At 67.6% G+C, this 23111-nt stretch carries 23 protein-coding genes; 10 read left to right on the top strand and 13 right to left on the bottom strand.

All coding sequences use genetic code 11. The features are described 5' to 3' along the window. Nucleotides 1-87: 87 nt before the first annotated feature. Complete coding sequence (locus tag IEY58_RS15900; protein WP_189047488.1) at nucleotides 88-1248, bottom strand: TonB family protein; 1161 nt, start codon at nucleotides 1246-1248, stop codon at nucleotides 88-90. A gap of 199 nt (nucleotides 1249-1447) precedes the next feature. Between IEY58_RS15900 and IEY58_RS15905 the strand changes: the two genes are divergently transcribed. Both IEY58_RS15905 and IEY58_RS15910 read left to right on the top strand, forming a co-directional pair. Beyond that, on the top strand, nucleotides 1448-3541 hold the full coding sequence (locus IEY58_RS15905) for a transglycosylase domain-containing protein (RefSeq protein WP_189047490.1): 2094 nt from the start codon (nucleotides 1448-1450) through the stop codon (nucleotides 3539-3541). 74 nt (nucleotides 3542-3615) lie between these two features. Beyond that, the gene (locus tag IEY58_RS15910; RefSeq protein WP_189047492.1) at nucleotides 3616-4374 is read left to right on the top strand and encodes a substrate-binding periplasmic protein; all 759 of its coding nucleotides are present in this window, start codon (nucleotides 3616-3618) and stop codon (nucleotides 4372-4374) included. Between the two features lie 38 nt (nucleotides 4375-4412). Here the strand turns inward: IEY58_RS15910 and IEY58_RS15915 are convergent, their stop codons facing one another. The 4 genes from IEY58_RS15915 to IEY58_RS15930 form a co-directional block, all read right to left on the bottom strand. Then, nucleotides 4413-5390, bottom strand: a complete 978-nt coding sequence (locus IEY58_RS15915; protein WP_189047494.1) for a methyltransferase domain-containing protein — start codon at nucleotides 5388-5390, stop codon at nucleotides 4413-4415. A 70-nt stretch (nucleotides 5391-5460) separates the two neighbouring features. Beyond that, complete coding sequence (locus IEY58_RS15920) at nucleotides 5461-7146, bottom strand: methyl-accepting chemotaxis protein (RefSeq protein WP_189047496.1); 1686 nt, start codon at nucleotides 7144-7146, stop codon at nucleotides 5461-5463. A gap of 33 nt (nucleotides 7147-7179) precedes the next feature. Continuing rightward, nucleotides 7180-8205, bottom strand: coding sequence for a sulfotransferase family protein (locus tag IEY58_RS15925; protein ID WP_189047498.1), 1026 nt, complete (start codon nucleotides 8203-8205; stop codon nucleotides 7180-7182). A 349-nt stretch (nucleotides 8206-8554) separates the two neighbouring features. Next, a complete protein-coding gene (locus IEY58_RS15930) occupies nucleotides 8555-9208 on the bottom strand; it encodes a M48 family metallopeptidase (protein ID WP_189047500.1) in 654 nt (217 codons plus the stop codon). Nucleotides 9209-9431: 223 nt separating this feature from the next. Here IEY58_RS15930 and ugpB point away from each other — a divergent pair, with 223 nt between their 5' ends. From ugpB to IEY58_RS15955, 5 genes are all read left to right on the top strand, one after another. Further along, complete coding sequence (ugpB, locus tag IEY58_RS15935; protein ID WP_189047502.1) at nucleotides 9432-10754, top strand: sn-glycerol-3-phosphate ABC transporter substrate-binding protein UgpB; 1323 nt, start codon at nucleotides 9432-9434, stop codon at nucleotides 10752-10754. A 28-nt stretch (nucleotides 10755-10782) separates the two neighbouring features. Continuing rightward, the gene (gene ugpA, locus IEY58_RS15940) at nucleotides 10783-11664 is read left to right on the top strand and encodes a sn-glycerol-3-phosphate ABC transporter permease UgpA (RefSeq protein WP_189047503.1); all 882 of its coding nucleotides are present in this window, start codon (nucleotides 10783-10785) and stop codon (nucleotides 11662-11664) included. Continuing rightward, the gene (gene ugpE / locus IEY58_RS15945; RefSeq protein ID WP_189047505.1) at nucleotides 11664-12509 is read left to right on the top strand and encodes a sn-glycerol-3-phosphate ABC transporter permease UgpE; all 846 of its coding nucleotides are present in this window, start codon (nucleotides 11664-11666) and stop codon (nucleotides 12507-12509) included. The genes ugpA and ugpE overlap by 1 nt, the downstream gene beginning before the upstream one ends. 11 nt (nucleotides 12510-12520) lie before the next feature. Further along, the gene (locus IEY58_RS15950) at nucleotides 12521-13585 is read left to right on the top strand and encodes a sn-glycerol-3-phosphate import ATP-binding protein UgpC (protein ID WP_189047507.1); all 1065 of its coding nucleotides are present in this window, start codon (nucleotides 12521-12523) and stop codon (nucleotides 13583-13585) included. A gap of 158 nt (nucleotides 13586-13743) precedes the next feature. Further along, nucleotides 13744-13935, top strand: a complete 192-nt coding sequence (locus IEY58_RS15955; protein ID WP_189047509.1) for a hypothetical protein — start codon at nucleotides 13744-13746, stop codon at nucleotides 13933-13935. A gap of 48 nt (nucleotides 13936-13983) precedes the next feature. On the opposite strand, the gene IEY58_RS15960 is transcribed toward IEY58_RS15955, so the two are convergent. Beyond that, nucleotides 13984-14538 (bottom strand): RT0821/Lpp0805 family surface protein, encoded by a 555-nt coding sequence (locus IEY58_RS15960; protein ID WP_189047511.1) that lies wholly within the window; start codon nucleotides 14536-14538, stop codon nucleotides 13984-13986. Nucleotides 14539-15020: 482 nt separating this feature from the next. Between IEY58_RS15960 and IEY58_RS15965 the strand changes: the two genes are divergently transcribed. Continuing rightward, nucleotides 15021-15452: a hypothetical protein gene (locus tag IEY58_RS15965; RefSeq protein ID WP_189047513.1), complete on the top strand. Its 432-nt coding sequence runs from the start codon at nucleotides 15021-15023 to the stop codon at nucleotides 15450-15452. Between the two features lie 26 nt (nucleotides 15453-15478). Here the strand turns inward: IEY58_RS15965 and IEY58_RS15970 are convergent, their stop codons facing one another. The 3 genes from IEY58_RS15970 to IEY58_RS15980 all read right to left on the bottom strand — a co-directional run bounded on the left by IEY58_RS15970 (nucleotide 15479) and on the right by IEY58_RS15980 (nucleotide 17063). Continuing rightward, entirely contained in the window at nucleotides 15479-16030 is a 552-nt protein-coding gene (locus IEY58_RS15970; RefSeq protein ID WP_189047515.1) for a PAS domain-containing protein, read from the bottom strand. Further along, on the bottom strand, nucleotides 16027-16473 hold the full coding sequence (locus IEY58_RS15975; RefSeq protein WP_189047517.1) for a YybH family protein: 447 nt from the start codon (nucleotides 16471-16473) through the stop codon (nucleotides 16027-16029). The genes IEY58_RS15970 and IEY58_RS15975 overlap by 4 nt, the downstream gene beginning before the upstream one ends. Nucleotides 16474-16586: 113 nt before the next feature. After that, nucleotides 16587-17063, bottom strand: coding sequence for an OsmC family protein (locus IEY58_RS15980; protein WP_189047519.1), 477 nt, complete (start codon nucleotides 17061-17063; stop codon nucleotides 16587-16589). 55 nt (nucleotides 17064-17118) lie between these two features. Between IEY58_RS15980 and IEY58_RS15985 the strand changes: the two genes are divergently transcribed. Beyond that, entirely contained in the window at nucleotides 17119-17829 is a 711-nt protein-coding gene (locus tag IEY58_RS15985; protein ID WP_189047521.1) for a GntR family transcriptional regulator, read from the top strand. A gap of 48 nt (nucleotides 17830-17877) precedes the next feature. Here IEY58_RS15985 and IEY58_RS15990 read toward each other — a convergent pair whose 3' ends face one another. The 3 genes from IEY58_RS15990 to IEY58_RS16000 form a co-directional block, all read right to left on the bottom strand. Beyond that, a complete protein-coding gene (locus tag IEY58_RS15990) occupies nucleotides 17878-18882 on the bottom strand; it encodes a TIM44-like domain-containing protein (protein WP_189047523.1) in 1005 nt (334 codons plus the stop codon). A 160-nt stretch (nucleotides 18883-19042) separates the two neighbouring features. Continuing rightward, a complete protein-coding gene (locus IEY58_RS15995; protein WP_189047525.1) occupies nucleotides 19043-20827 on the bottom strand; it encodes a patatin-like phospholipase family protein in 1785 nt (594 codons plus the stop codon). Nucleotides 20828-20944: 117 nt separating this feature from the next. Beyond that, entirely contained in the window at nucleotides 20945-21643 is a 699-nt protein-coding gene (locus IEY58_RS16000) for a Rieske 2Fe-2S domain-containing protein (RefSeq protein ID WP_189047527.1), read from the bottom strand. A 146-nt stretch (nucleotides 21644-21789) separates the two neighbouring features. Between IEY58_RS16000 and gspG the strand changes: the two genes are divergently transcribed. Beyond that, nucleotides 21790-22254 (top strand): type II secretion system major pseudopilin GspG, encoded by a 465-nt coding sequence (gspG, locus tag IEY58_RS16005; RefSeq protein ID WP_229743753.1) that lies wholly within the window; start codon nucleotides 21790-21792, stop codon nucleotides 22252-22254. 5 nt (nucleotides 22255-22259) lie between these two features. Here the strand turns inward: gspG and IEY58_RS16010 are convergent, their stop codons facing one another. Then, nucleotides 22260-23111: a type II secretion system minor pseudopilin gene (locus tag IEY58_RS16010; protein WP_189047529.1), complete on the bottom strand. Its 852-nt coding sequence runs from the start codon at nucleotides 23109-23111 to the stop codon at nucleotides 22260-22262.

Here is a 23111-nt window from a genome sequence, read left to right on the forward strand (position 1 = left end):
CCCCCAAGTCCTAACGAGCAGGCCCTAACGAACGGTTGTCGATCCCAATCGTTACCGCAACGCGATTCGTTACCGCAACGCGCTTCGTTACCGCAACTCTGGCGGGGTTGGGAAGATCAGCGACTTCGTCACCGAGACCGTGTCACGCTGCTGGAGATAGCTTGGGAGCGGCGCAAAGCGGCCGATGTTCTCGATCGCGGCGCGCACCTGGGCGTCGAGCGTCGGACTGCCCGAGGATAGCTTGATCGTGGCCCAGACGATGACGCCGTTCCGTCGAATGGTGACGTCGACCACCATCTGCCCATGCCCTTGCGCTGCGATTGGCAGGGCGTAGACGTGCTGGTTCATGACGTCGTTGAGATAGCTGATGTATTCGTCCTGGGTCGCATCCGGCCCCGGCACCTTGGCGGCCTTCGACTCCTGATGCGCCGGCGCCTGCGGCCGCGGCGTCGGGGCAATGTTGCCGCCGAACGTCAGGTGCGGATGGGGCGACGGTTTCGGCTCCGGCCCTTTCAGGCTATTGGTCGGCGGCGCCGGCTTCGGCGGCGGCGGCGGCATGGCGCCGGCCGCGGCGGTCTGCTGCCGCGTATCCTTCGGCGCATCCTGCTCGGGCGCCTCGCTCTGCTTGTCTTCGGCGTCGGCGGGCTTGGTCGGGCCGGCCTCGCTCTGCTGCTTGTCGGGCTCGGTCTGGCCCGCTTCCGGCCCAGCCGCGCCCAGCTTCTGCTGCTTCTCGCCGGCGGCCTGGTCGTCGGACTTGGTCTTCGCCTGATCGTCGCCCTTGAGCTGCCCCATGTCGGCCGAGGCGAGCCTGCCCGGCGGGGGCGGCGGCGGGGGTGGTGGGGGCGGCGGCGACTTCGCCTGCTGCTTCGGCGGGGGTGGTGGCGGTGGCGGTGGTGGTGGCGCCGGCGGCAGGTCCTGAGGCGGCGTCAGCACGAGCTGGACCGGGATTGGCTGCGGTGGCACCCGGCTGCCGCTGCGGCCCGCGCCGAACAGCAGCAGCAGGACGAGGACCAAATGGAAAACTGCCGCGAAGATGAGCGCGCGGCGGACCCAATGGAGGTCGACCGGCGAGACCGGTGCATGGGTCTCGACCAGGTCTTCCGGATTCGGCTCGAAATGCGGGACGGGATCGATATGCGGTTCGATCCGGTCGTGGGCGGCGATATTCGCTGCCGCCGACGCTGCGCCCTCGTCTCGCTCGCCTGCGTCCCGCTCGATGGTCTCGCTCTCCGGCACGTCCTGGTCCATGACACTCGATACGCGCCCGTGGGCGCCGCTCTCCCTACCGCTCCGGCCGCGCCGCAGCAAGAACGACCGCAATCCTGCCAAACTCTGTTACCAAAATTCTGGGCATCAGGTTCGAGAGCATGTGGCCGTCCGTTCGTTCATGCTATGCCGGGCAAGGAATTTGGGGGATGACATCTGAAGTGAAAGGGGGGCGCATCTCGTGCGCGTGACGCCGAATGATCGGCCGCCGCTCTCCGCAGGCGGGCCCAGGGGGCGGACACCGAAGGGAGAGGCGCCGAAGCAGCAACGGCGCGCGCCCAAGCCTCGCCCTGCCTGGCGCGTGGCACTCAGGCGATTCGCACTGCGTTTCGTCCTCTTGGGTTTCGTCTGGGGCGCTGTCGGCGTCGGCCTGCTCATCGCCTGGGCGGCCTCGACCTTGCCGGACACCTCACAACTGGCCGAGCCCAGCCGGCACCCGAGCATCACGCTCAGGGCCGCCGACGATTCGCTGATCGCGACCTACGGCGATCTCTACGGTGAGGAGCTGAAGCTCTCCGATCTGCCGAAAGCGCTGCCCGAGGCAGTGATCGCGACCGAGGACCGCCGGTTCTACCATCACTTCGGCATCGATCCGGTGGGCCTGGCGCGCGCCCTCTTCGTCGACCTGCGGGCCGGCCAGATGGTGCAGGGCGGCAGCACGATCACCCAGCAGGTGGCGAAGAACCTGTTCCTGACGCCTGACAAGACGCTGCTGCGCAAGGTGCAGGAGGCGGTGCTGGCGATCTGGCTCGAACGGCATTTCACCAAGGACCAGCTGCTCGAGATCTATCTGAACCGCGTCTATTTCGGTGCCGGCACCTGGGGCGTCGACGCCGCCTCGCGCCGTTATTTCGGCAAGTCGGCCCGCCAGCTCACGCCATACGAATGCGCGGTGCTCGCCGGCCTGGTGAAGGCGCCGACGCGCTTCAGCCCGGCGCGCGACCAGGTGCGCGCTGCGACGCGTACGGCCCAGGTGCTGGCGAACATGGTCGCGGCCGGGTACCTGAGCGCCGACGAGGCGAACGCGATCCAGAAGCAGAGCATCGTGCTGGGCAAGGTGCCGATCACCCGGCCGGGCATGCGCTATTTCGCCGACTGGGTCGAGGACCAGGCCGCAACCTTCGGGCTCTCGGGCGACATCACGGTCGTGACGACGCTCGACCCCAAGATGCAGATGGCAGCCGAGAACGCGCTCGAAGCGGTGCTGGCCAAGGACGGCGCCAAGGCGGCGGCGAGCCAGGCGGCCCTCGTTGCCATGTCGCCGGACGGCGCCGTCCGCGCCATGGTCGGCGGTCGCGACTACCAGGCGAGCCAGTTCAACCGCGCGGTCCAGGCGGTGCGCCAGCCGGGCTCGTCCTTCAAGCCGTTCGTCTATCTGACGGCACTCGAGCGCGGCATGCGGCCGGACGACCATTTCGTCGATGGGCCGACGCGCATCGGCAATTGGCAGCCTCATGATTTTGAACCCCGCTACATGGGCGACGTGACCATGGCCGAGGCGGTTGCCGAATCGATCAATACGGTCGCGGCCCAGGTTATGCAGAAGGTCGGCGTGCACAACGTGATCGCGACGGCCCATCGGCTCGGCATCACGAGCGATTTGAATGAGGATGCGAGCCTGGCGCTCGGCACCGGCGAGGTCTCGCTGATGGAGCTCACGACCGCCTATTCGACCTTCGCCAACGGCGGCTACGCGGTGTGGCCCTACGGCATCTCCTCGATCCGCGACGCGTCGGGCAAGGTGTTCTACCAGCGCCAGCCGAACACGAACGGCCGCATCATCCAGGCGCAGTACGTGAGCGACATGGACCGCATGCTGCAGGGCGTGATCCAGCACGGCACCGGCAAGGCCGCTGCCATCGGCCGGCCGGCCGCCGGCAAGACCGGTACCACGTCCGATTTCCGTGACGCCTGGTTCATGGGCTACACCGCCGACCTGGTCGCCGGCATCTGGTTCGGCAACGACGACAATTCGCCGATGGTGAAGGTCACCGGCGGCTCGCTGCCGGCGCGCGCCTGGCACGATTTCATGACCGAGGCGCTGAAGGGCATGCCGGCGCGGCCGCTGCCGACCGGCCCGGCCGACGAGACGGACACGCCGGTCGCGGCCAACGAGGGGCAAGACCACGCCGGCTTCATGCGCGTGCTCGAGGAGGCGACGAAGGTGGCGCCGGCGACCATGGCACCGGCGACCGTGACGCCGGCCCGCGCGCCCGCCACGGCCGGCGAAGAGCGGCCGGGCTGGATGCCGCCCGTCAACGGCGGCGGGCGATAAGCCGACTGCCTCCGTCGCAAGGATGGCGATATGCTGCCGGCGACGGAGTGGCCGGCAGGGGTGGATCATTGAGCGTGTGTTTCGGGAAGGGATGGCGGCTTGCCTGGGCTGGCCTCGGCGTGCTTCTGCTGTTGGGCGTGGGCCGGTCAGGCATCGCCGCCGAGTTGGCGGCGCATCTCGATGCCTGCATGATCGACGAGCCGCCGTGGGGCGCCGCCGCGGACCCGCACCGGGGCATCTATCCGGATATCTTCGGGCGGATCGCGGCGTATACCGGACTTGCAATCGACTATACGCCGACCCCGCTGGCCCGGACGCTGGACGACGTCGCGTCGGGCAATTGCAGCTTCACCATCACTTCGTGGGCTGCCGGGCGGTCGGATCGCATCGTCCGCGGCGAGGCCATGGCTGCGCTCGACTATGGCGTTGCGCTCCGCAAGGGCTTGAAGCTCGCTGACTATGACCAGCTGCATGGCCTGACGATCGCGCTGCCGCGCGGTCTCTTGATCGGCGATCCGTTCGACCACGATCCGGACCTGCGCAAGGTGCCGGTCTACGGTTACGAGCAGGCCATGACCATGGTCGAGGGCGGCCACGCCGACGGTGTCGTCGGTTCGTTCCTGACCCTGCATCGGATCATGCAGCGCCACGCCAGCGCCGATCGCTTCGACCAGGATTTCGTGCTGGCACACGTCGAGCTCGCGCTGCAGCTCAACAAGGCGTTCGCTCAGACCGACGCGGCTCGCCAATTGAACGAAGCGGTCGCGATGCTGCGCCAGGACGGCAGCGCGGAACGGATCATTCGCGCGCATTTCAGCATCGAGACCGACTGAACGCCAGGCAGCAGTACAGCTGTACCGGTCGATCGGGCTCAGGCTCCCGCCTCGAGCGCGATCAGGTTGGTCGCCCGCCACCGCTCGTCGAGCGCCAGCGTGAGCCGGTCGCCGGCCCGGACCGGGAGGGGCGTCGCCGCCGGGCTCACGGATTCGGACGACCAGAGCAGCATGTCGTCGAACCACAGCTCCTGGACCCAGAGCACGGCGGTGACGGTTCCCGGCGCCGCAATCGGCACCGTGACCTGGCCGGGCAGCGGTTCGAAGCCGCCGCCGGTATCGTAGCGGAATGTGGCGACCGGCGTTCGCTCGCCGAGGTAGCGGACACCCGCGCGGCCGTGACGATAGCCGCCGTTCGAGGCGCCGGGCTGCCATTTCCGTTCGCCATAGACCCGCGGCCGGGCGCGCTCGAACATGGCCTCGGCACCTGCCGCATCGAGCAGCGCGCCGAATTTGAGCCCGTAGCGATGCTCCATGTCGCCGACGGCCGCGCTGAGGTCGGCGAGCTCGGTCGCGGCATCGGCTTCGGGCCAGTCGCAAGGAATAGCCCGATAGCTGACCCGGTTCGGCATGGTGACGCAGTCGGCCGTCCCGAAGCGCCGGCGCAAGTCGAACACCAATGCCGAGCGTGCCTCGTCGGTTACGATGTGATTGGTGTAGACGAACGCCATCAGGGCATCGACCGGCTCGGGCACCGCGGCCGGGGCGAGCGTCGTGAGATCGGCCTCAAGGAAATCAATCCGGCCGTCGAAGCCGTTTTCGCGGGCGAGTGCCTGCGCCAGCTCGACATTGTCCCGATCGATCGCGACCACGTGGCGGGCGCCGGCCTCAAGCGCCAGGAAAGACAGGATGCCCGAGCCGCAGCCGGCATCGAGCACACGCATGCCCGGCCGGATCGCCCGGCGCATGGCGAGCCGGATCGCCTGCATGCGATCGACGCGCAACAGCAGGCGCAGGTGCATGGCGGCCGAGAAAAAGACGTCGCCCCGGGTGGGCGGCGCGGGGGCGTCGGTCATGAATTTTCTCCGTCGTCTCGGTTTTTTTGGCGTCTCGGATGTTTTTGGCGTCTCGGATGTCTTTTGTGTCTCAGGCGGCACGGATCTTGTCGAAATAGCGCTGCATGTCGTCATGCAGGCCGCGCGCTTCCTGCCGCAGGTTTGCCGACGCCCGATGGAGTGCGGCTGCGGCGGTGTCGGTCGTCTTCGCCGCCTCGGCGACGCCGACGATGTTCGACGACACGGCATTGGTGCCCTCCGCCGCCTGGCTGATGCTGCGGGCGATCTCCTGAGTCGTTGCCCCTTGCTCGTCCATCGCGGAGGCGATGCCGGTCGAGATCGCGCTGATGTCCGAAATCGTCCGGCCGATGCTCGAAATCGCCTCGACCGCCCGGGCGGTCTCAGTCTGGATGCCGGCGACCTGGGTCTGGATCTCCTCGGTCGCCTTGGTCGTCTGGCTGGCGAGCGCCTTCACCTCGCTTGCGACCACGGCGAAGCCCTTGCCGGCATCGCCCGCCCGCGCAGCCTCGATCGTGGCGTTTAGCGCCAGCAGGTTGGTCTGGGAGGCGATGTTGTGGATGACCTGGACGATGACGTCGATCCGCTGCGCCGCTTCGGCGAGGCTCTGCATCGTGCTGTTCGTCTGACCGGCTTCGGCGACCGCCCGATCCGACACGTCGGTCGAGCGGAAGATCTGCTGGTTGACCTCCGAAACGGCCGCCGACAGCTCCTCCGCCGCGCCGGCGATCGTCTGCACGTTGCCCGAGGTCTCGTTGGCTGCATGATTGAGCGTTTCGACCTGGGCCAGACATTGCGTCGCGGCGGCGGCGAGTTGGGCCGCGTGGGTCTGGACCTGCTCCGCCGCGTCGACAACGAGGCCGATCGCCTGGCCGGCGCGGCGGCCGAAGTCGGCGCTCAGTTCCTCGATGACCTCCTGGCGCCGTCGTTTGGCGCTCTCCTCTCGCTCCTGCGCCGCAGTCAGCTCGTCCGCGCGCCGGCGGTTGAGCTTGAAGACGTCGAGCGCATGGGCCAGCCGGCCGATCTCGTGCTTGTCGTCGAGATACGGCACCTCGACCGAGAGGTCGCCGTCGGCGAGACGGCTCATCCCGGCGGTCACGCGCGAAAGCTGGGTGTTGATGCTGCGGGAGATGAGATAGGCGAAGCCGCTGGCCAGCGCGAGCACGATCAGGCTGAGGCCGCCGCTCAAAAGCGCGATCCGGTTATAGATCGCGTCGACGTCGTCGATATAGATGCCGGTGCAGACCGACCATTGCCAGGGTTCGAACGCGGAACAATAGGAGAGTTTCTGCAGCCGGCTCGCGTCGTTGAGCGTGCCGGTGCGCGACGTGCGGTAATAGACAAAGTCGCCGCCGTGCTTCGCCGCCTCGATCTGGCTGCGCACCGTCTGGTTGCCGTCGACGTCGGTCGCGTCGAGCCGGTTCTTGCCGAGGAACTCGCGATTGATATGCACCATGGTGGTGCCGTCGAAGCGCTGGGCGAAGAAATACGTGTCGTCGCCATAGCGCAGCTGGAACAGCTCCTCGGCCGCGCCTTTTTCGGCTTGCTCGCGCGTGAGCCCGCCCGCCTGCTCCTTGGCGTGCCAGCCGGCGATGACATGCTGCGCCACCTCGACCAGGTGTTTCAGCGCCTCCTTGCGGTCATCGACGAGGCTGCCCCGGAGCTCGGTCAGGCTCAGGTACATGCTGGCGCCCATGGCCAACAGCAGGACCGGGATGAACAACATCAGCCGGTAGGAGATGGCGAATCGTTGCAGCATCGTCTTCGTCCTCTTGGGGCGCCGGCGCGGCGGTCAGGCCGCCGCGCTGAACCAGGGAAGGCCGTGACCAAACAGGCGGGCCGCGGTGTCCGGCGCAAGGGCCAGATCCGCCGCACAGCGCTCAACCGAATGAAGGTACGTGTCGTGGACACCGGTGCGGTGCAGCAGCTCGGCATAGGCGTCGACCTCGGTCGAGGCCGGCCGCGGCCGATAGCGATAGGCGGCGGTGGACGCATGCAGGCCCGGCACTTCGAAGACGGCGGGTTCGCCCGGAAACAGGATGCGGCTCTCCGCCGCGTCGAGCCGGTCGATGCCCTGCCAGTCGGTCAGGATGCCGGGATCGAAGCGGTCGGCGAGGCCGAGGCGCCGGAACAGCGCCGCGACGCTCGTCGCGGGATCCCGGCTCGCCTCATAGACATAGTGGGTGACCGGCACACCGTGGCGGCGGGCGAAATTGCGGATGCGCCAGATGTTGAGCGTCGCCAGCACGTAATGGGTGGCGAGCGTCGGCGCGGGCACCCGGTCGGACCATTTCGCGAACCACGAGCTGAGCGAGGCGGTCGGCTCCCGATCGAGCAGGATCAGGTGCAGCCGGTCCGCCGGATAGCCGGCCTCGATCAGCAGCTGGATCGGGTTGTAGAGGCACTCGGCCACGAGATAGGGCCCGGCCGTCTCCTTGCTGAACAGCGCCGGATGCTCGCTCGCGGACGGCGGCTGCCAGGCGACGAGCGGGGCTTGTGCCAGCGCGCAGCGCAGGATCGCCTTGGTCGGCTGGTAGTAGGACGGCAGGCCGCTCAGCCCGAAGAGATTGTTGAGTGCCGTCGAACCCACGCGTGCCTTGCCCCAGGCGCAGTAGAGCCGGGGAAAATCCTCGGGCGCCCGATCGCGGAAGGCGGCGCTGAGGCAGGCTCGGACCGCGTCGGTCACCTGATCGGCCGCCATCTGGCGGGACTGATACTTGCCGTCCGGCCTGAGCGAGAGCGCCTTCAGCGACGGGTGATCCCGACGGATCAGATCCGCCAGGCACTCCATTTCGGCGATATTCGTCACGGCGCTCATGGCCGCCCCCCAATCGCCGAGACCTCAATCGACAGGCTGCGATCGGACGCCTGCCACTCAACCGGTGCGTGCGACTGGGAATCTTCGATTTTTCCGCAGAAACAAAGGTGCTGTGACGACATGACGCCACCTATAAGAGGGTTTAATTCAATAGCACAACTCTACCGATCGAGTCATTTCCCGATTGTAAAAATTTGACCAGCGCAACGCCGCGCAGGTGAGTAAATTCGTCGCGTTTTCGACAATTGAAATGTAACGGTCAAATCAAGCAGCGACGTGCGTCTCGCTGATTTGAGTTAATAATAGGAAAGATTTCGCGCTAAAGACGCCAGAATTGTGCGGCGCACAATCACCCGTAGCGCAGCAGCTGCGGGCCGTTGCGCTTCAGCCAGGCGCGCGCCTGGTCATGGCCGGGATCGAGGTCGGCCACGAGGCGCCAGAAGTGCTGGCTATGGTTCATCTCCGCCAGATGCGCCACCTCGTGCGCGACCACATAGTCCATGATCGGCTCGGGTGCCAGGATGAGGCGCCAGGAATAGCGGATGTTGCCGCTGGAGGCACAGCTGCCCCAGCGGCTGTGCGGATCGCCGACGCTGACGCGCGCGACGGTCTTGTCGAGCCGCCGGGCGAGCGTGCGGGTCTTGTCGGCCAGCATGCCGCGCGCGAGCTCGGCGAGGCCGGTGCGCGTACGGCGGGCGAGGCTGCCGGTATCGCCCGTCACCTCGATCTGCGTCTGGGTCAGCCGGAACACCGGCCGGCGGCCGCGGTCGAGCTCATGCAGCACCAGTTCGCGGCCCTGGCCCAGCACCGGAATGGTGGCGCCATCGACGAAGGGCAGGCGCGGCGGCATGCGCGCGACCTGGGCCGCGATCCAACCGCGCTTGCCGTCGAGGAATCCCAGCGCCACCGCGAGCGAGGCGCCGGCCGGCAGCACGAGCTCGACCGAATCGACCGCCGGGTGCAGCCGGAGCGCCATGCGTCGGGCACGCGGACTGACCCGCACCGTCACCGGGATCGTTTGGCCGGTCGGCAGGCGGAGTGGGGGGATTTCGCGCGGGGGGCGGGAGGGCCACATCGCTTCCGTGATAGCGCAAAATCCGCGAGCGTGCGACGGGCTCCGCGCGACATTCGATGCTTCACAAGATCGTCATGAAACGGCAATGTCTCGCGCGATAAGAGCGTAGTCCAAGCGCTTTCGAAGTTCTTTCCTGGGGGAGGGGAAACCCATGCTGTCCGTTCGCACGCTCGCGCTCGCCACCGCGGCACTCTCGACGACGGCACTCGCCGTGCCGGCCCATGCCGATCCGGTCGAGATCCAGTGGTGGCACGCCATGGCCGGCAAGAATGGCGAGCTCGTCAACCAGTTCGCCGACGAGTTCAACAAGAGCCAGCCCGACTACAAGGTCGTCCCCGTGTTCAAGGGCGGCTATGCAGACGCGCTCAATGCCGGCATCGCCGCGTTCCGCGCCGGCCAGGCGCCGGCCATCCTCCAGGTGTTCGAGGTCGGCACCGCGACGATGATGGCGGCCAAGGGTGCCGTGAAGCCGGTCTATCAGGTGATGGCCGACGCGGGCGAGAAGTTCGACCCGCAGTCCTACCTGCCGGCGATAACGGGCTATTACTCGACGAAGGACGGCAAGATGCTGTCCTTCCCGTTCAACAGCTCGACCCCGGTCATGTACATCAACAAGGACGCCTTCAAGAAGGCGGGCCTCGACCCGAACGCGCCGCCCAAGACCTGGCCGGAATTCTTCGACGATGCGAAGAAGCTCAAGGCCGGCGGCAGCGCCTGCGGCTTCACCATCGGCTGGATGGCCTGGACCCAGCTCGAGGTGTTCAGCGCCTGGCACAACAAGCCGATCGCGACCGACGAGAACGGTATCGGCGGCACCGATACCAAGCTCGAGATCAACGGGCCGCTGCAGGTGAAGCACCTGCAGGACCTGGTCAATGCTGCCAAGGACAAGAGTTTCGACTACGCCGGCCGCACGACGGAGCCCGAGGCGAAGTTCGTCTCCGGCGAGTGTGCCATGATCCAAACCTCGTCGGGCGGCTATGGCGTGTTCAAGGCCAACGCCAAGTTCGACTTCGGCGTGGCGCCGCTGCCCTATTACCCGGACGTCGCCGGCGCGCCGCAGAACACGATCATCGGCGGTGCCAGCCTCTGGGTGATGGGCGGCAAGAAGCCCGCGGAATACAAGGGCGTCGCCAAGTTCCTCTCGTTCTTGAGCCAGACGCCGATCCAGGTGCGCTGGCACGAGCAGACCGGCTACCTGCCGATCACCAAGGCCGCGTTCGAGGAGACCGGGAAGGAAGGCTTCTACGACAAGACGCCGGGCTTCGACGTCGCGATCAAGGAGCTGACCAACAAGGCGCCGACCGAGAATTCGAAGGGCTTGCGCCTCGGCAACCTGCCGCAGATCCGCGACATCGTCGCCGAGGAGGTCGAGGCGGCCTTGAACGGCACCAAGACGCCGAAGGAAGCGCTCGATAGCGCCGTCAGCCGCGGCGACGTGCTGCTGCGCCAGTTCCAGAAGACCGCGTCCTAAGCATTCTTCGCCGGTAAAAGCGTCAACCATGCAGCGTCGCGTGGTGTTCGACGGCAAGCTGCTACCCATGCTCCTGGTGGCGCCGCAGCTTGCCGTGACGCTCGTCTTCTTCTTCTGGCCGGCGGCCGAGGCGGTCTATTTCTCGACGCAAGCCCAGGACGCGTTCGGGCTCTCGACCGAGTTCGTCGGGCTCGACAATTTCCGGGCCGTGTTCGCCGATCCGGCCTATCTGCACAGCCTGGGCGTCACCGCGGTCTTCTCGGTCTCGGTGACGCTGCTGGCCATGCTGCCGGCGCTGCTGCTCGCGGTCATGGCCGACCGGGTCGTGCGCTTCGCCGCCGTCTACAAGACGGCGCTCATGCTGCCCTATGCGGTCGCACCGGCGATCGCAGGCGTGCTCTGGCTGTTCCTGTTCGCGCCGGGCATCGGCATCGTCGCGAACATGCTCCGCTGGCTCGGCATCGACTGGAACTATGTGCTGAACGGCGACCAGGCGCTGCTGCTGGTCATCGTCGCCGCGGCGTGGAAGCAGCTCAGCTACAATTTCCTGTTCTTCCTCGCCGGCCTGCAGGCGATCCCGAAATCGCTCTTGGAAGCGGCATCGATCGACGGCGCCGGTGGCTTCCATCGCTTCCGCACCGTCGTGCTGCCGCTCCTGTCGCCGACCACCTTTTTCCTGTTCGTGGTCGATGTGGTCTACGCCTTCTTCGAGACCTTCGGCGTCATCCACGCGGTCACGGGCGGCGGCCCGTCGAAGGCGACCGAGATCCTGATCTACAAGGTCTATTACGATGGCATGGTCGGGCTCGACCTGGGCGGCTCGTCGGCCCAGTCGGTCATCCTGATGGTGATCGTGATCGCCCTGACCGCGATCCAGTTCCGCTACGTCGAGCGCAAGGTCCATTACTGATGGAAAGCCGCTCCGGCCATCTCGCCTGGCTGCCGCACCTCATCCTCATTGCAGGGCTGCTGCTGGTGGGATTTCCGATCTACGTCACCTTCGTCGGCTCGACGCTCACGACGCCGGAGATCCTGTCCGGCCACATGTCGCTGCTGCCAGGCGGCCATCTCGTCGAGAATTACCTGGAGGCCCTGACGCAGGGCATGCCGCAGCTCTCGGGCGTGCCGGTCGGCCGGCTGCTCCTGAACAGCCTGGTCATGGCGCTCACGATCGCGCTCGGCAAGATGGTGATCTCGTTCCTGTCGGCCTACGCGATCGTGTTCTTCCGCTTCCCCGGCCGCATGGTCTGCTTCTGGATGATCTTCCTCACGCTCATGCTGCCGGTCGAGGTGCGCATCGTGCCGACCTTCCAGGTGACGGCGAACCTGGGGCTGATCGACAGCTACGGCGGCCTCGCGATCCCGCTCATCGCGTCGGCGACGGCGACGCTGCTGTTCCGCCAATTCTTCCTGACCGTACCCGACGAGCTCATCGAGGCGGCGCGGCTTGACGGTGCAGGGCCGCTCCGCTTCCTCAAGGACGTGCTGCTGCCGCTCAGCTCGACAAACCTTGCCGCCCTGTTCGTGATCCTGTTCGTCTATGGCTGGAACCAGTATCTCTGGCCGCTCCTGGTGACGAACACGGCCTCGATGACCACCCTCGTCGTCGGCATCAAAAGCATGCTGACGGTGGATGCCAACACGCCCTGGCATCTGGTGATGGCGATGGCGATCCTCGCCATGGTGCCGCCCGCGGCGGTCGTGCTGCTGATGCAGCGCTGGTTCGTCAAGGGCCTGGTCGACAGCGAGAAATAGCGAGAGCGAGCATGGCGACCGTCACCCTTTCCGCCGTCACCAAATCCTACGCCGGCAACCCGGTGATCCATGGCATCGACTGCGCCATTGCCGACGGCGAGTTCATCGTCATCGTCGGCCCGTCCGGCTGCGGCAAGTCCACGCTCTTGCGCATGGTGGCGGGCCTCGAAGCCATCACCGGCGGTACGATCGCGATCGGCGACCGGGTCGTGAACAGGGTCGAGCCCAAGGACCGGGACATCGCCATGGTGTTCCAGAACTACGCGCTCTATCCGCACATGACCGTGTTCGAGAACATGGCCTATGGGCTCCGGATCCGCGGCCTCTCGAAACACGAGATCCGCACGCGGGTCGACCGGACGGCCGAGATCCTGCAGCTGGGCCAGCTCCTGGAACGGACGCCGCGGCAATTGTCCGGTGGCCAGCGTCAGCGCGTTGCCATGGGCCGCGCCATCGTGCGCGAGCCGCAGGTCTTCCTGTTCGACGAGCCGCTCTCCAACCTCGACGCCAAGCTCCGGGTGCAGATGCGCGTCGAGATCAAGCGTCTGCAGCAGCGGCTCGGCACGACCTCGATCTATGTCACCCACGACCAGGTCGAGGCGATGACGCTCGCTGACCGGCTGATCGTGCTCAACGCCGGCGTTGCTGAGCAGATCGGCCGGCCGATCGAGCTTTACGAGCGGCCGGCGAGCCTGTTCGTCGCCGGCTTCATCGGCTCGCCGGCGATGAATTTCCTTGAGGCGACGGTGGGCGAGGGCGGCCGAATCACGCTCACCGGCGGCACTGTCCTCACGGGACCCGTCGCGGTTCCGACTGGCATCGACGTGACGCTCGGCGTCCGGCCGGAGCATCTGGTGCTTGCGACGGACGGCGAGGCCATGGCCCATCTCCATGTCGAGATGGTCGAGCTGCTGGGTGCCGACACGGTCGTCTACGGCACGCTCGGCGCCGGCGGGCCGGCGCTCATGCTGCGGTTGAACGGCATCGCGACCGTCGCGAGCGGCGAGCGCCTGCCGTTAGGATTCCCGCCGGACCGGCTGCACCTGTTCGATCGGCAGTCCGGCCGCCGCCTCTGAGCGGTATAGGACGACGCACGGTGGGCGCGAGCTTCATGGACTCTTAACCTCGAGTCGGCGTATATGTCGGCGGTTCCTCGGGGATAAATCCCTGCCGGATCACCGGTGCAGCCGCGACAAAGTCGCCTTCCGCGGCCGGTCTTGAAGGCGAGGTCAGCATGAGCATCTCGAACGTCGGCCAGGGGCCGGTCACACCCTCGACCACAAACAACCAGGTCCAGGGCAACAAGCAGCAATTCAAGCCGGCGGACAACAACGCCAATACCCTGTCGAACAACGCATCCAAGCAGACTGGTGCGCAGCCGCTCAATGCAACGGGCCGCGGCCAGGTCGTCAATCTCGTCGTCTGACCGTCTTAAGACTTCATCGCAGGAACTAACGCGTACCGGGGCCGCCGCTCAACGCGGCGGGGGCGGTAGCGTGCCGGGTGCGCCGCGCCAAGGCGCCAGGATGCGGACTTCGGCCGGCAGGCCGCCGAGGTCGCCCGTTCCGTTGCTGCCGGTGCCGCTGCCGTCGGCCGCGATATCGGCCGGTGCGACATAGGGTGTGACGTCGGCCGGGGCCGGTGCGGCCGGGTCGTCGGCTTGCGGCCGTGCGGCCGCATCTGTCGTGCTCGACTGGACGATCCGCCAATTGCCGTCTTGCGCCCGGCAGCCCACGGCATAGCCGACCGCAGCCGGGCCACCGCTCACCAGCGTCTCCGCCACTTCGCGGCACGGTTGCCGGGATGCGGGATCGACCCGTTCCTTGAGCGGCTGAACCGAGCCCGCATGGCCGGTGGCGGGATTTGTCCAGCGTTGCGTCTCGCCCAGCGGCGCCGCCCAGGCCCGGCCATAGGCCGCGGCGCGGAAGGCCGCGTCCGCCGCATCGAGCGGGTCTGCACAGGCGATCGCCGGCACCGATAGGGCGAGGCCGCCGACGAGGAATGTCGTGAAATTCCGAAATGGGATCATGGGGCCGCGCTCTTGGGGCCACGCTCAGGGCGGGAGTGACAGGTTCGAGTCTAAACCCGAACCTGTCGCGCGGCAAATGCGCGTCAGCGGTAGTAATACCCGCCGTAATAATAGTAATGCGGACGCGGCGGCGGCGCCGGATAGACATAGCAGGCCGAGAGAACACCGGCGATCGCTCCAAAGATCACGAAGTTGGCGATCCACCGACTCCAGTTTCGGTTGCGACGGGATGGGACGGCGGGCATAGTTTAACCTCCAGTTTCCGGGAGACCCGCCTTGACAGGCCGGCCTCTCCTTGATGAAACGAGGTCACGGGGGAGGTTCATCCCCGAAATCTCCAGGATTTATTTTGCAATCGCCGCGGGGATGGTTGCGCGGCGTGCAACGTAACCCCGCACCTGGCATCTTGTGCGAACCGGCGCAAGTCCCTGATCGGCATGCTATAGTTGGTGCCAAACAAGCGTCGAAAGGCGGAGGGCGGCATGGTGGATGGGGCCACGGAACCGGCGATCAATCAGGCGTTCTGGCAGGGCGTGCGCGTGGCGATCAGGCGGGCGGTCATCGCCGTGGTCGGCATCCTTGGCCTCTATGGCGCGGCGGCGTCGACGGATGCCGCGGCCTATGCCTGCGGAATCGGCGTCTTCATCGTCGGCTGCCTCCTCCTGTTCCTGGAGATCAAGCGGCATTTCGACGGCTTGCCGCCGCTCGGCCTCGGCGACCTGCTGATCGATGATTTCAACACGCTCTGGGTCGGACTGCCGCTGCTCGGCCTGTTCGGCATCGCCTGCCTGTTCGTGGCGGCGCGGGCGGAGGGCGGTGCCGGTTATTACGCGGGGATCGGCGGTGCCATCGGCGCGTTCCTGGTCGGGCTCGGCAGTATCGGCGCCTGCTTCGACCGCACCGAGACGCACTGATAGCCCAGTCTTAAGATCGAGGGTCCCTACATCGAGGGTGCGCCCCATCCGAGATCGAGGAAGCGGACCTGCTCGGCCGTGCGCGCGGCGATGAAGCCCGCCTGACTGATCCATTCTGCCTGACGGCGCGAGTGGTTGGCGCCGATCATGATCGGGCAGGCCGATGGATCATTGGGCCGGAGCGGCAGCAGCAGGGTTTCGACCGGGTCATGGGCGCCGGAGGTGAAGACCATGTCGTAGCGCGCGACGAAGCCGCACGGCTGGTCGACAGCGCGCCATAGCCGGCGAGTGCGTGTTACGCGCAGGGCTGGATCCAGGAACTGGCCCCAGACGAGGCCGGTCATTTCGACGCCCCAGCGGGCCCGATGGGCGGTGCCGACCAGGCGGTAGGTCGCCGTCTCGGCGTCGATCATGTTCAGCATGAAGATATGCGGCAGAACCCGCTTAAGCGCGCCCGGATCGATGGCGGCGCGCTTGGGCATGGGCGCGTCGCCGCGGACGGTCAGCCAGTGATCGAGCAGCACGCGGCTGGGCTCGGTCTCGAGCCCGGGGAACCCTGGGTCGGTGGAAGGGATCATCTGTCCTCTGTCCCGCCGTCCCAGACGAAGCGCCATTGCCCGTCCGATTGCCGCTGCCACACCGTGACGTATCGGCCGGTCGACCGCTGGTCGTGACCGTCGGCGTTCTGCCGGTGCATTTCGTACGGCCCGCTCGTCACGCCGATGTCGCCCACGACCTTGGCGTAGTTCGGGTGCCAGGTCAGGCTGAAGCCCGGCCGCGCATAGAGCTTGTCGAGCTTCTGGCCGATCTCGGCCTTGCCGTGGCCGCCCTGGACCGTGGCCGTCTCGTCGGCGAACTCGGCCCAGGCTTGGCCATGCCGGGCTTCAGCGGCGGCGAAGAAGGCTTCGTCCGCGGCAGCGACCGCCTGCTCGTCGGCGGTCCAAGACGGATCCGCCGCCCGGGCGGCAGACCCGTGGAACAGGCCGCAGACGAGGATTAAGAGGACGAACCAGGCACGCATGGGCCGGCACTCGCTTTCCGAAGAATGCTTGGAAGACGAGGATAGGGCCGAGGTTCCTAATGGAATCTTCTCGTTGGGTCGATCGTGGATCGAAGCAGCGTTGCGCGGCCGGTTCAGCCCTCGACGCGTGTCTCCGGGATGCAGCCGATCTCGAACTTGACCGAGTTGGCGATGAAGCACAGCGCATGGGCGTCATGGTGCAGCGCCTCGGCACGGGCAATGTCGGCGCCGGGGGCGATGGTGACGCGCGGATGCAGGGTGACGCCGGTGAAATGGCCGCCGCCGTCCGTCGTCTCCGCCATCTCGCCGACCGGCTGGTCCTCGTAGCCGACGACCCGGATGCCGGCGGCGGATGCGAGGTGCAGATACCACAGCTGATGGCAGGTCGAGACGGCGGCGACCAGCATCTCCTCCGGGTTCCAGCGCGCCGGGTCGCCGCGGAACGCGGGGTCGGACGAGCCGGGGATCGTGGGCTTGCCGGGCGCCGAGATCTCGTGGCTGCGCTCGTAGGCGCGATAGTCGGCCGTGCCGACGCCGCGATTGCCGGTCCAGGTGACAGCCAAGCTGTAGCGATGGGTCTTTCCCGCCATTTATCTCGTTCCTTCAACTGCTTGACCAATATTGTATACATGCTATCATGCATTCATGAAACAGGCCAAGCTCGAATCTACCCGTCACCGGGTGCAGCGCTATCGCACCACGCCGGACCTCATTGCCGACGAGCTGCGCGAGGAAATCCGTCGCGGCGTGCTGGCCGGCGGCCAGCCGCTGCCGCAGGAGGAACTCGCCAACCGCTTCGGCGTCAGCCGGATTCCGGTGCGCGAGGCGCTGCTGCGCCTGGAGGGCGAGGGGCTGGTCGCGGTCTATCCCAACCGCGGCGCCGTGGTGACGCGCTTCACGGCCGACGAGGTGCGCGAGATCTATCACCTGCGCCGTCTGCTGGAGGGTGACGCACTCGCGCGCGCCGTGCGGCGGATGACCGATGCCGACCTGAAGCGTATCGAGCTGACGATGGATCGGGCCGAACGGGGGGCCATCGATTCGGACAGGGGCGACCCGGACTGGGCGGAGCTCGACGGCGCATTCCATGCCGCTCTATACGAGCCGGCCGGTCATCCCCGGCAATCGGCCATGATCGCAGCACTCCGCGGCACGGTCGACCGCTACTGGACGGCCTACGAGGCGCTGCCCGCCCATACGGAGGCATGGCTCGACGACCATCGCCGCATCGTGGCCGCATGCCGCGCGCGCGATGCCGAGATGGCGCGCCTTGTACTGCACGAGCATCTGGCACGGGCGGGTGCCATCGTGCTTGCCGGGCTCAAGGCGGAAGAGGCGCCCGACGGCGCAGCATGAGTGTCGTCGGGCGCCGGGATTGCGGCGGCGAGGTTGGGGCGCGGGCCGTCAGACCTGCTGGATCGCCGAGAGCAGCCAGCGGCCGCCCTGCGTACGGCGGAACGTCCAGATCTCGTCGGCCTCGACCGGCCGGCGCGGATCGCCCTCAGCCACGAAGTCGGGATCGGTCGGCCGCCGGTCGGTCCGGACGGTATAGTCGACGGCGCTCCAGCGCAGAGAGACCGTGGCATATTCGATGACGCCTTCGGCCCAGGCCTCGCGCGGCTCGCCGCGCAGCAACACCACATGGTGGACGCGGTTCTGCAGGCATTGGCTCTGGTTGTTGGCGAGCTGCTCGGAGAAGTAGCTCAGCATCTCCGGCGTCACGTAGCGCTGCAGGTGGGCGAGATCGCCGTTGCTCCAGGCCGCCTGCACCTGGTTGAGCGCATCGCCGAAGATCTGGAAGTCGCCATCGGTCAACATGAGGCCGGTCTGCGGCGGGCGGCCGCCGCCAGCCGGGGCGAAGCCGCCAGCCGCGTAGGCGCTGGGCCGGCCCATCAGCGCGAAATCGGCGATGCCGTGGCGAAGCGCCCGGAACACCGCCCAGCCGACACCCATCAGTACCAGCAGCATGAGGAACGAGCCGACGGCGCCGCCGGCATGGCCCATGCCGCCGTAGCCGTAGCCATAGCCCGGATGGCCGAAGAACAGGCCGCCGAGCCAGGAGCCGGCGAGGCCGCCCAAGACACCGGTCACGAACGGGTGGCGCTGGGCGAAGCTCGGCTGGGCATAGCCATAGCTGGAGCCGTAGCCGCCATAGCCAGTTGTGGCACTCGGGCCGAGGGGTGCTGCCGGTCCGGTGAGACCGGATGGGCCGTCTTGCGGGGTCAGGCTGCGCTGCATGGACTGGGCACCCGGTATCGGGGCATAGGTCCGGGTGCCGCGGCTGCCCATGCTCGAATAGCTGGACCTGCCGCCCATCGACGAGGCGCCGGCGCGCGCGTCGGCGACGACAGGGGCAACGGCGAGCGCCAGCGCCAGCGCCGAAGCGATAAATCTGCGAAGAAACGACATGTCGGGCTCTCTCCGAGAGATCCGCCGCGGCACCCCTGACGGGCGATCCGGACGGCGGCTGAGCGGTTGAACGAAGGGGCGTGTCGCGCCACCCCTTGGCCGCGAGAGGAATATGGGCAAGTGCGTGCCCGAGTACCAGAGGATTTAAATCCGCGATGGCTCAGGCGAGCCCGAGCGCCGACAGGTTTGCCTGCTCCAGCACTTTCCGCGTCTGCCGATAGCCCGCTTCGACGGCGCGGTCGAAAGATTGCCAATCTAGCAGCGGCACCTCGGTCAGCTCGGGCTCGATCAGGAGCGCCGTCTGCGTCTTGGCGATGCTCGTCTGCAGCTGCGAGCTCACCGTGCCGGCGCGCATCAGGATGCTGACGATGCCGGGCAGCGGGCTCGTGTCGGGCCGGAACCAGCCGATGACGCCATGCCGGTTGAGCGGCACCTCGCTACCCGGCATGAGCGCCCGGTCGCCGGCCACGTCGATGCCGACGATCGGTCCCTTGCGCTCCGCCGCCATGATGTCGACCGGGAAATTGTCGATGACGCCGCCGTCGACGAGCACCTCGCCGTCGTGCAGCACGGGCGGCAGCACGCCCGGGATCGCGACGCTGGCGCGGAGTGCTTCCCACAAGGGGCCCGCACGATGCACGCACATGCCGCCGCGGGTGAGGTTGGTCGAGACGGCGTAGAACGGCCGCCACAGGCCTTCGATGACCGTGTCGCCGAACGCAGCCTGGAGCAGGCGGTCGACCGACTTGCCGCGGAAGAGCGAGACCCAGGGCACGTTGTAATCATCGAGCGGGTTGCTCCTGACGAACGCGGTGTGCATGCGGTCGGCGATCTCGTCATCGTCCCAGTCGGCCGCGACGCAGGCACCGACGATGGCACCCATGCTGGCGCCGCCGATGCGGTCGATCGGCACGCCGACTTCGCGCAGCGCCCGGATGGCGCCGATATGGGCGAAGCCGCGTGCGGCACCGCCGGCCAGCACCAGTCCGACCGCGAGGCCGGCCATGTGCCGCGCCAGGCGCCGGATGTCGCCGTCCTCATGCAGGCGGATGTGATGGATCGCGGTGAAGCGCTCCGGCTCACGCGGCGGATGGGCGCGCCGCCCGGCGCGGTCCGGCTCGATCAGCACCAGTTCGATCGGCAGGATGCGGCCGCCCTTGTCGATCGGCGCCATCGGCAGCGGATCGGGAATGCGGCTCAAGGGCCGGCCAACCAGCATGATGCGGTCGGCCTGGCGCAGGCAGAACCGGCTCCAGCCGTCGAGCTCGGGCTCGGCGGGCCTCGCCTCGTAGAGCACGAGGTCGTGGCAGCGCTCGATCTCGTCGTACCATTCGATCGGCTGGCCCGACATGTCGTCCCCGAAGCGATGGACCCGTTTGCCGGTCCGGCGCAGCCGATCGATGAGCGCCCCCATCAGCTCTTCCATCGGCACGGAACGGTCGATCGGCACGACCGCCACGGCGGCGTTGGGTGCGGCTGACGCGGTCCGGAGCGTCGTGCGGTGCAGGCGGTCGACGAGCAGCCGGTTGAGCCAGGTGAGGAACTTCGGCTCTTCCGCGATCAGCCGGTCGAAGATCTCGCGCGGCATGATCACGAGCTCGCTGTCGCGCAGCGCCACGATCGTGGCGCTGTGGGGCGCACCCGTAATCAGCGCCATCTCGCCGATCGTCTCTCCGGAGCGGATCGTCGCGATCAGCTGCTGGCCGCCGTCCGGCGTCGAGACGACCACGCCCAGCGTGCCCGACACGACGATATAGAGCGCGTCGGCCGGCTCGCCCTGATCGAACAGGGCCCGGCCGCCGGGCAGATTGAACCAGGGCAGTTCCGGGGTGAGCGCGGCCAGGGTCCGGGGGGCGAGCATCTCGAGCGGCGGCAGGTCGGCCAACACGGGCCAATGGGTGCCAATGATCTCGCCCGATTCGTGCTTTGTGGCGTCGTGGTTCATGCGGCTCCGGGACCCGTCTCCCGCGGGTTTCATACGCTCGATCATGACACTTTGACGGTGCAGGGTCCATTAACGGGCGGCCGGGCAGGCGCCTGTTAATGGACCCTGCCGGGCGGGTCAGCCCGCAGCCTGGGCCAGTCCTTGCGCCGCCCGGTCGTAGCGGGCGCGGGTCTCGGCCGGAATCTCATCGGGCGCCCCGGCGAGCGCATAGAGCGCGACGGTCGCGCGGATCCTGTCGGGGCCGTGCGGCACGACCCAGCCCAGGAGCGCGAAGTCGCCCATGAGGTCGATCGACAGGTTGCCGAGCGTGGGGCCGTCGGCCGGCGGCGGGGCGCCGGCCGGCAATTCCCGCTCGATCGCCAGGCGCTGGGTGGCGCCCGCGAGCTCGGCGTTCTCGAGCCATTGCGCGTCCGGCAGGCTGCCATCGTCATCGGCGCGGGCGAAGATCGCCCCTTCGATCTGGGCGACGCCGATCGGACGGAGCGCCAGGCTGCGGCGCCCGGCCAGGTCGAGGCTCGCTTCCTCGTCGCCGTCGGGAATGCCGACTGGGATGCCCTCGCCGTTGTAGGTCCAGTCGTGGTGCTGACAGCGCAGCGGTCCCTGGCCATAGCCGGCCGGCCGGAGTGCCAGCGCCAGGTGCGAGCAGACGTTGCGGAATCCCACGAGCGTGCCGCGGTCGTTCTGCAGGGTGATCGACAGGTCGGGCAGGTCGACCGTGACATGGCATTCATCTTCGGCCAGCCGGTCGACCGGGCAGACGAAGAACCAGCGGTGACGCCAAGGGGAAGCGGCGGTGGAATCGGTCGCGGCGCTCAAAATTGCTCCAGGACAGTGAGGGTTCGATGAAGAGATTGTGACCGGCCGCCCGATCCTCATGCGCGCGACACCCAGCCGGGTTGTCTCGGCCGGCGAATATCGCCACACTCCGGCGCGGTCGTTCCGGAACCTGGATACCCTCACTCATGCCTGCCGTCATTGTCGAGACCCCGCCCGCTCCTGAGATGCGGAAGCGCCGCCGCGAGCGTGGCTTCACCCTGCTCGAACTGCTCGTCGTCATCGCCATCCTGGGCCTCTTGGCGGCACTCGTGGCGCCGCGTGTCATGACGCTGTTCGGCAACGCCAAGCAGAAGATCGCCCAGCAGTCGATCGGGCAGCTGAACGACGTGCTCGAGTTCTACCGGCTCGACGTCGGCGCCTATCCGACGTCGGACCAGGGGCTTCAGGCGCTGGTGACCCAGCCGTCCGGCGTCGACAATTGGCACGGACCCTATCTCAAGGACGGCAAGGCGCCGGTCGATCCCTGGGGCCGGCCGTTCCAGTACCGCAGCCCCAGCAGCCGCACCGGCTTGCCCTACGACATCTGCAGTTATGGAGCGTCCGGCCAGCCGGGCGGCAGCGGCGAGAACGCGACGATCTGCAACCAGTAAAAGACCTAATCGATACCGGGCGCGTCCCAGGTCAGCATGGCATAGCCGTGCGGCAGGCCGGGGCCGATCCGGACGATGGCCCGGCGCGTGAACAGCGCACCGCCAGGGCCGTGGGCGAGCGCCCGGATCGTGACGCTGCGATAGGCCGTCGGCAGATTGGGTGGTGGGGGTGCCGTCGCCCCCGGCAGCTGGCCGAGCGCCCGAGCGACAATAGGATCGGCATGCGTCGGGTCGGTGATGCCGATCTGGTAGGTCGAGAGATGCGGCAGCAGCAGGTCGGCGAGCGGCTTCTGCAGGCCCAGCACGAGGCCCACGTCCTGAACCGATTCGAACGGCGCGAAGCTCGGCTGGTACTTGAGGCCGGCCGCCTGGTAGCGAGTGATGATCGGTGCCTGCTGGTCCGGTGACATGGCGCCACGCCATTCGATGATCGAGCGGGTGACCGTGTCTGCGACCTGAGGCTGGGCGCCGAGCACGGTCAGGAGTGCATGCAGCACTTCCGGCTGGGCGACGTTCGGGTTGATCTTGCCGGCCTCATCCTCAAGCCGCACCTCGACAGGGATCGAGCCGACCGTCACGCGATGCACGGTGCCGTCGATCTGCCAGCCCTGGCCGCCGCTGTCGGACAGGCTGAAGATCGCCTGATGGATCGCGCCGTCGGCCGCCGCCTCGGCCACGGCATTGGCCATCAGGTTGCGTGCGATCTTCGCCTCGACGCGGCCGCTGCTGCCGAGCTCCGTCACGATCAGCGCCAGGAACACGAGCGCCCAGAGCACGATCAGCAGGGCGAAGCCGCGGCTGTGGCTCCGGCGCTCACCGAGCCTCTGCGCGCGTCTCTGGAAGGCCGCGCGCCGCAT

It is taken from the genome of Aliidongia dinghuensis, assembly GCF_014643535.1.
Classification (GTDB): domain Bacteria; phylum Pseudomonadota; class Alphaproteobacteria; order ATCC43930; family CGMCC-115725; genus Aliidongia; species Aliidongia dinghuensis.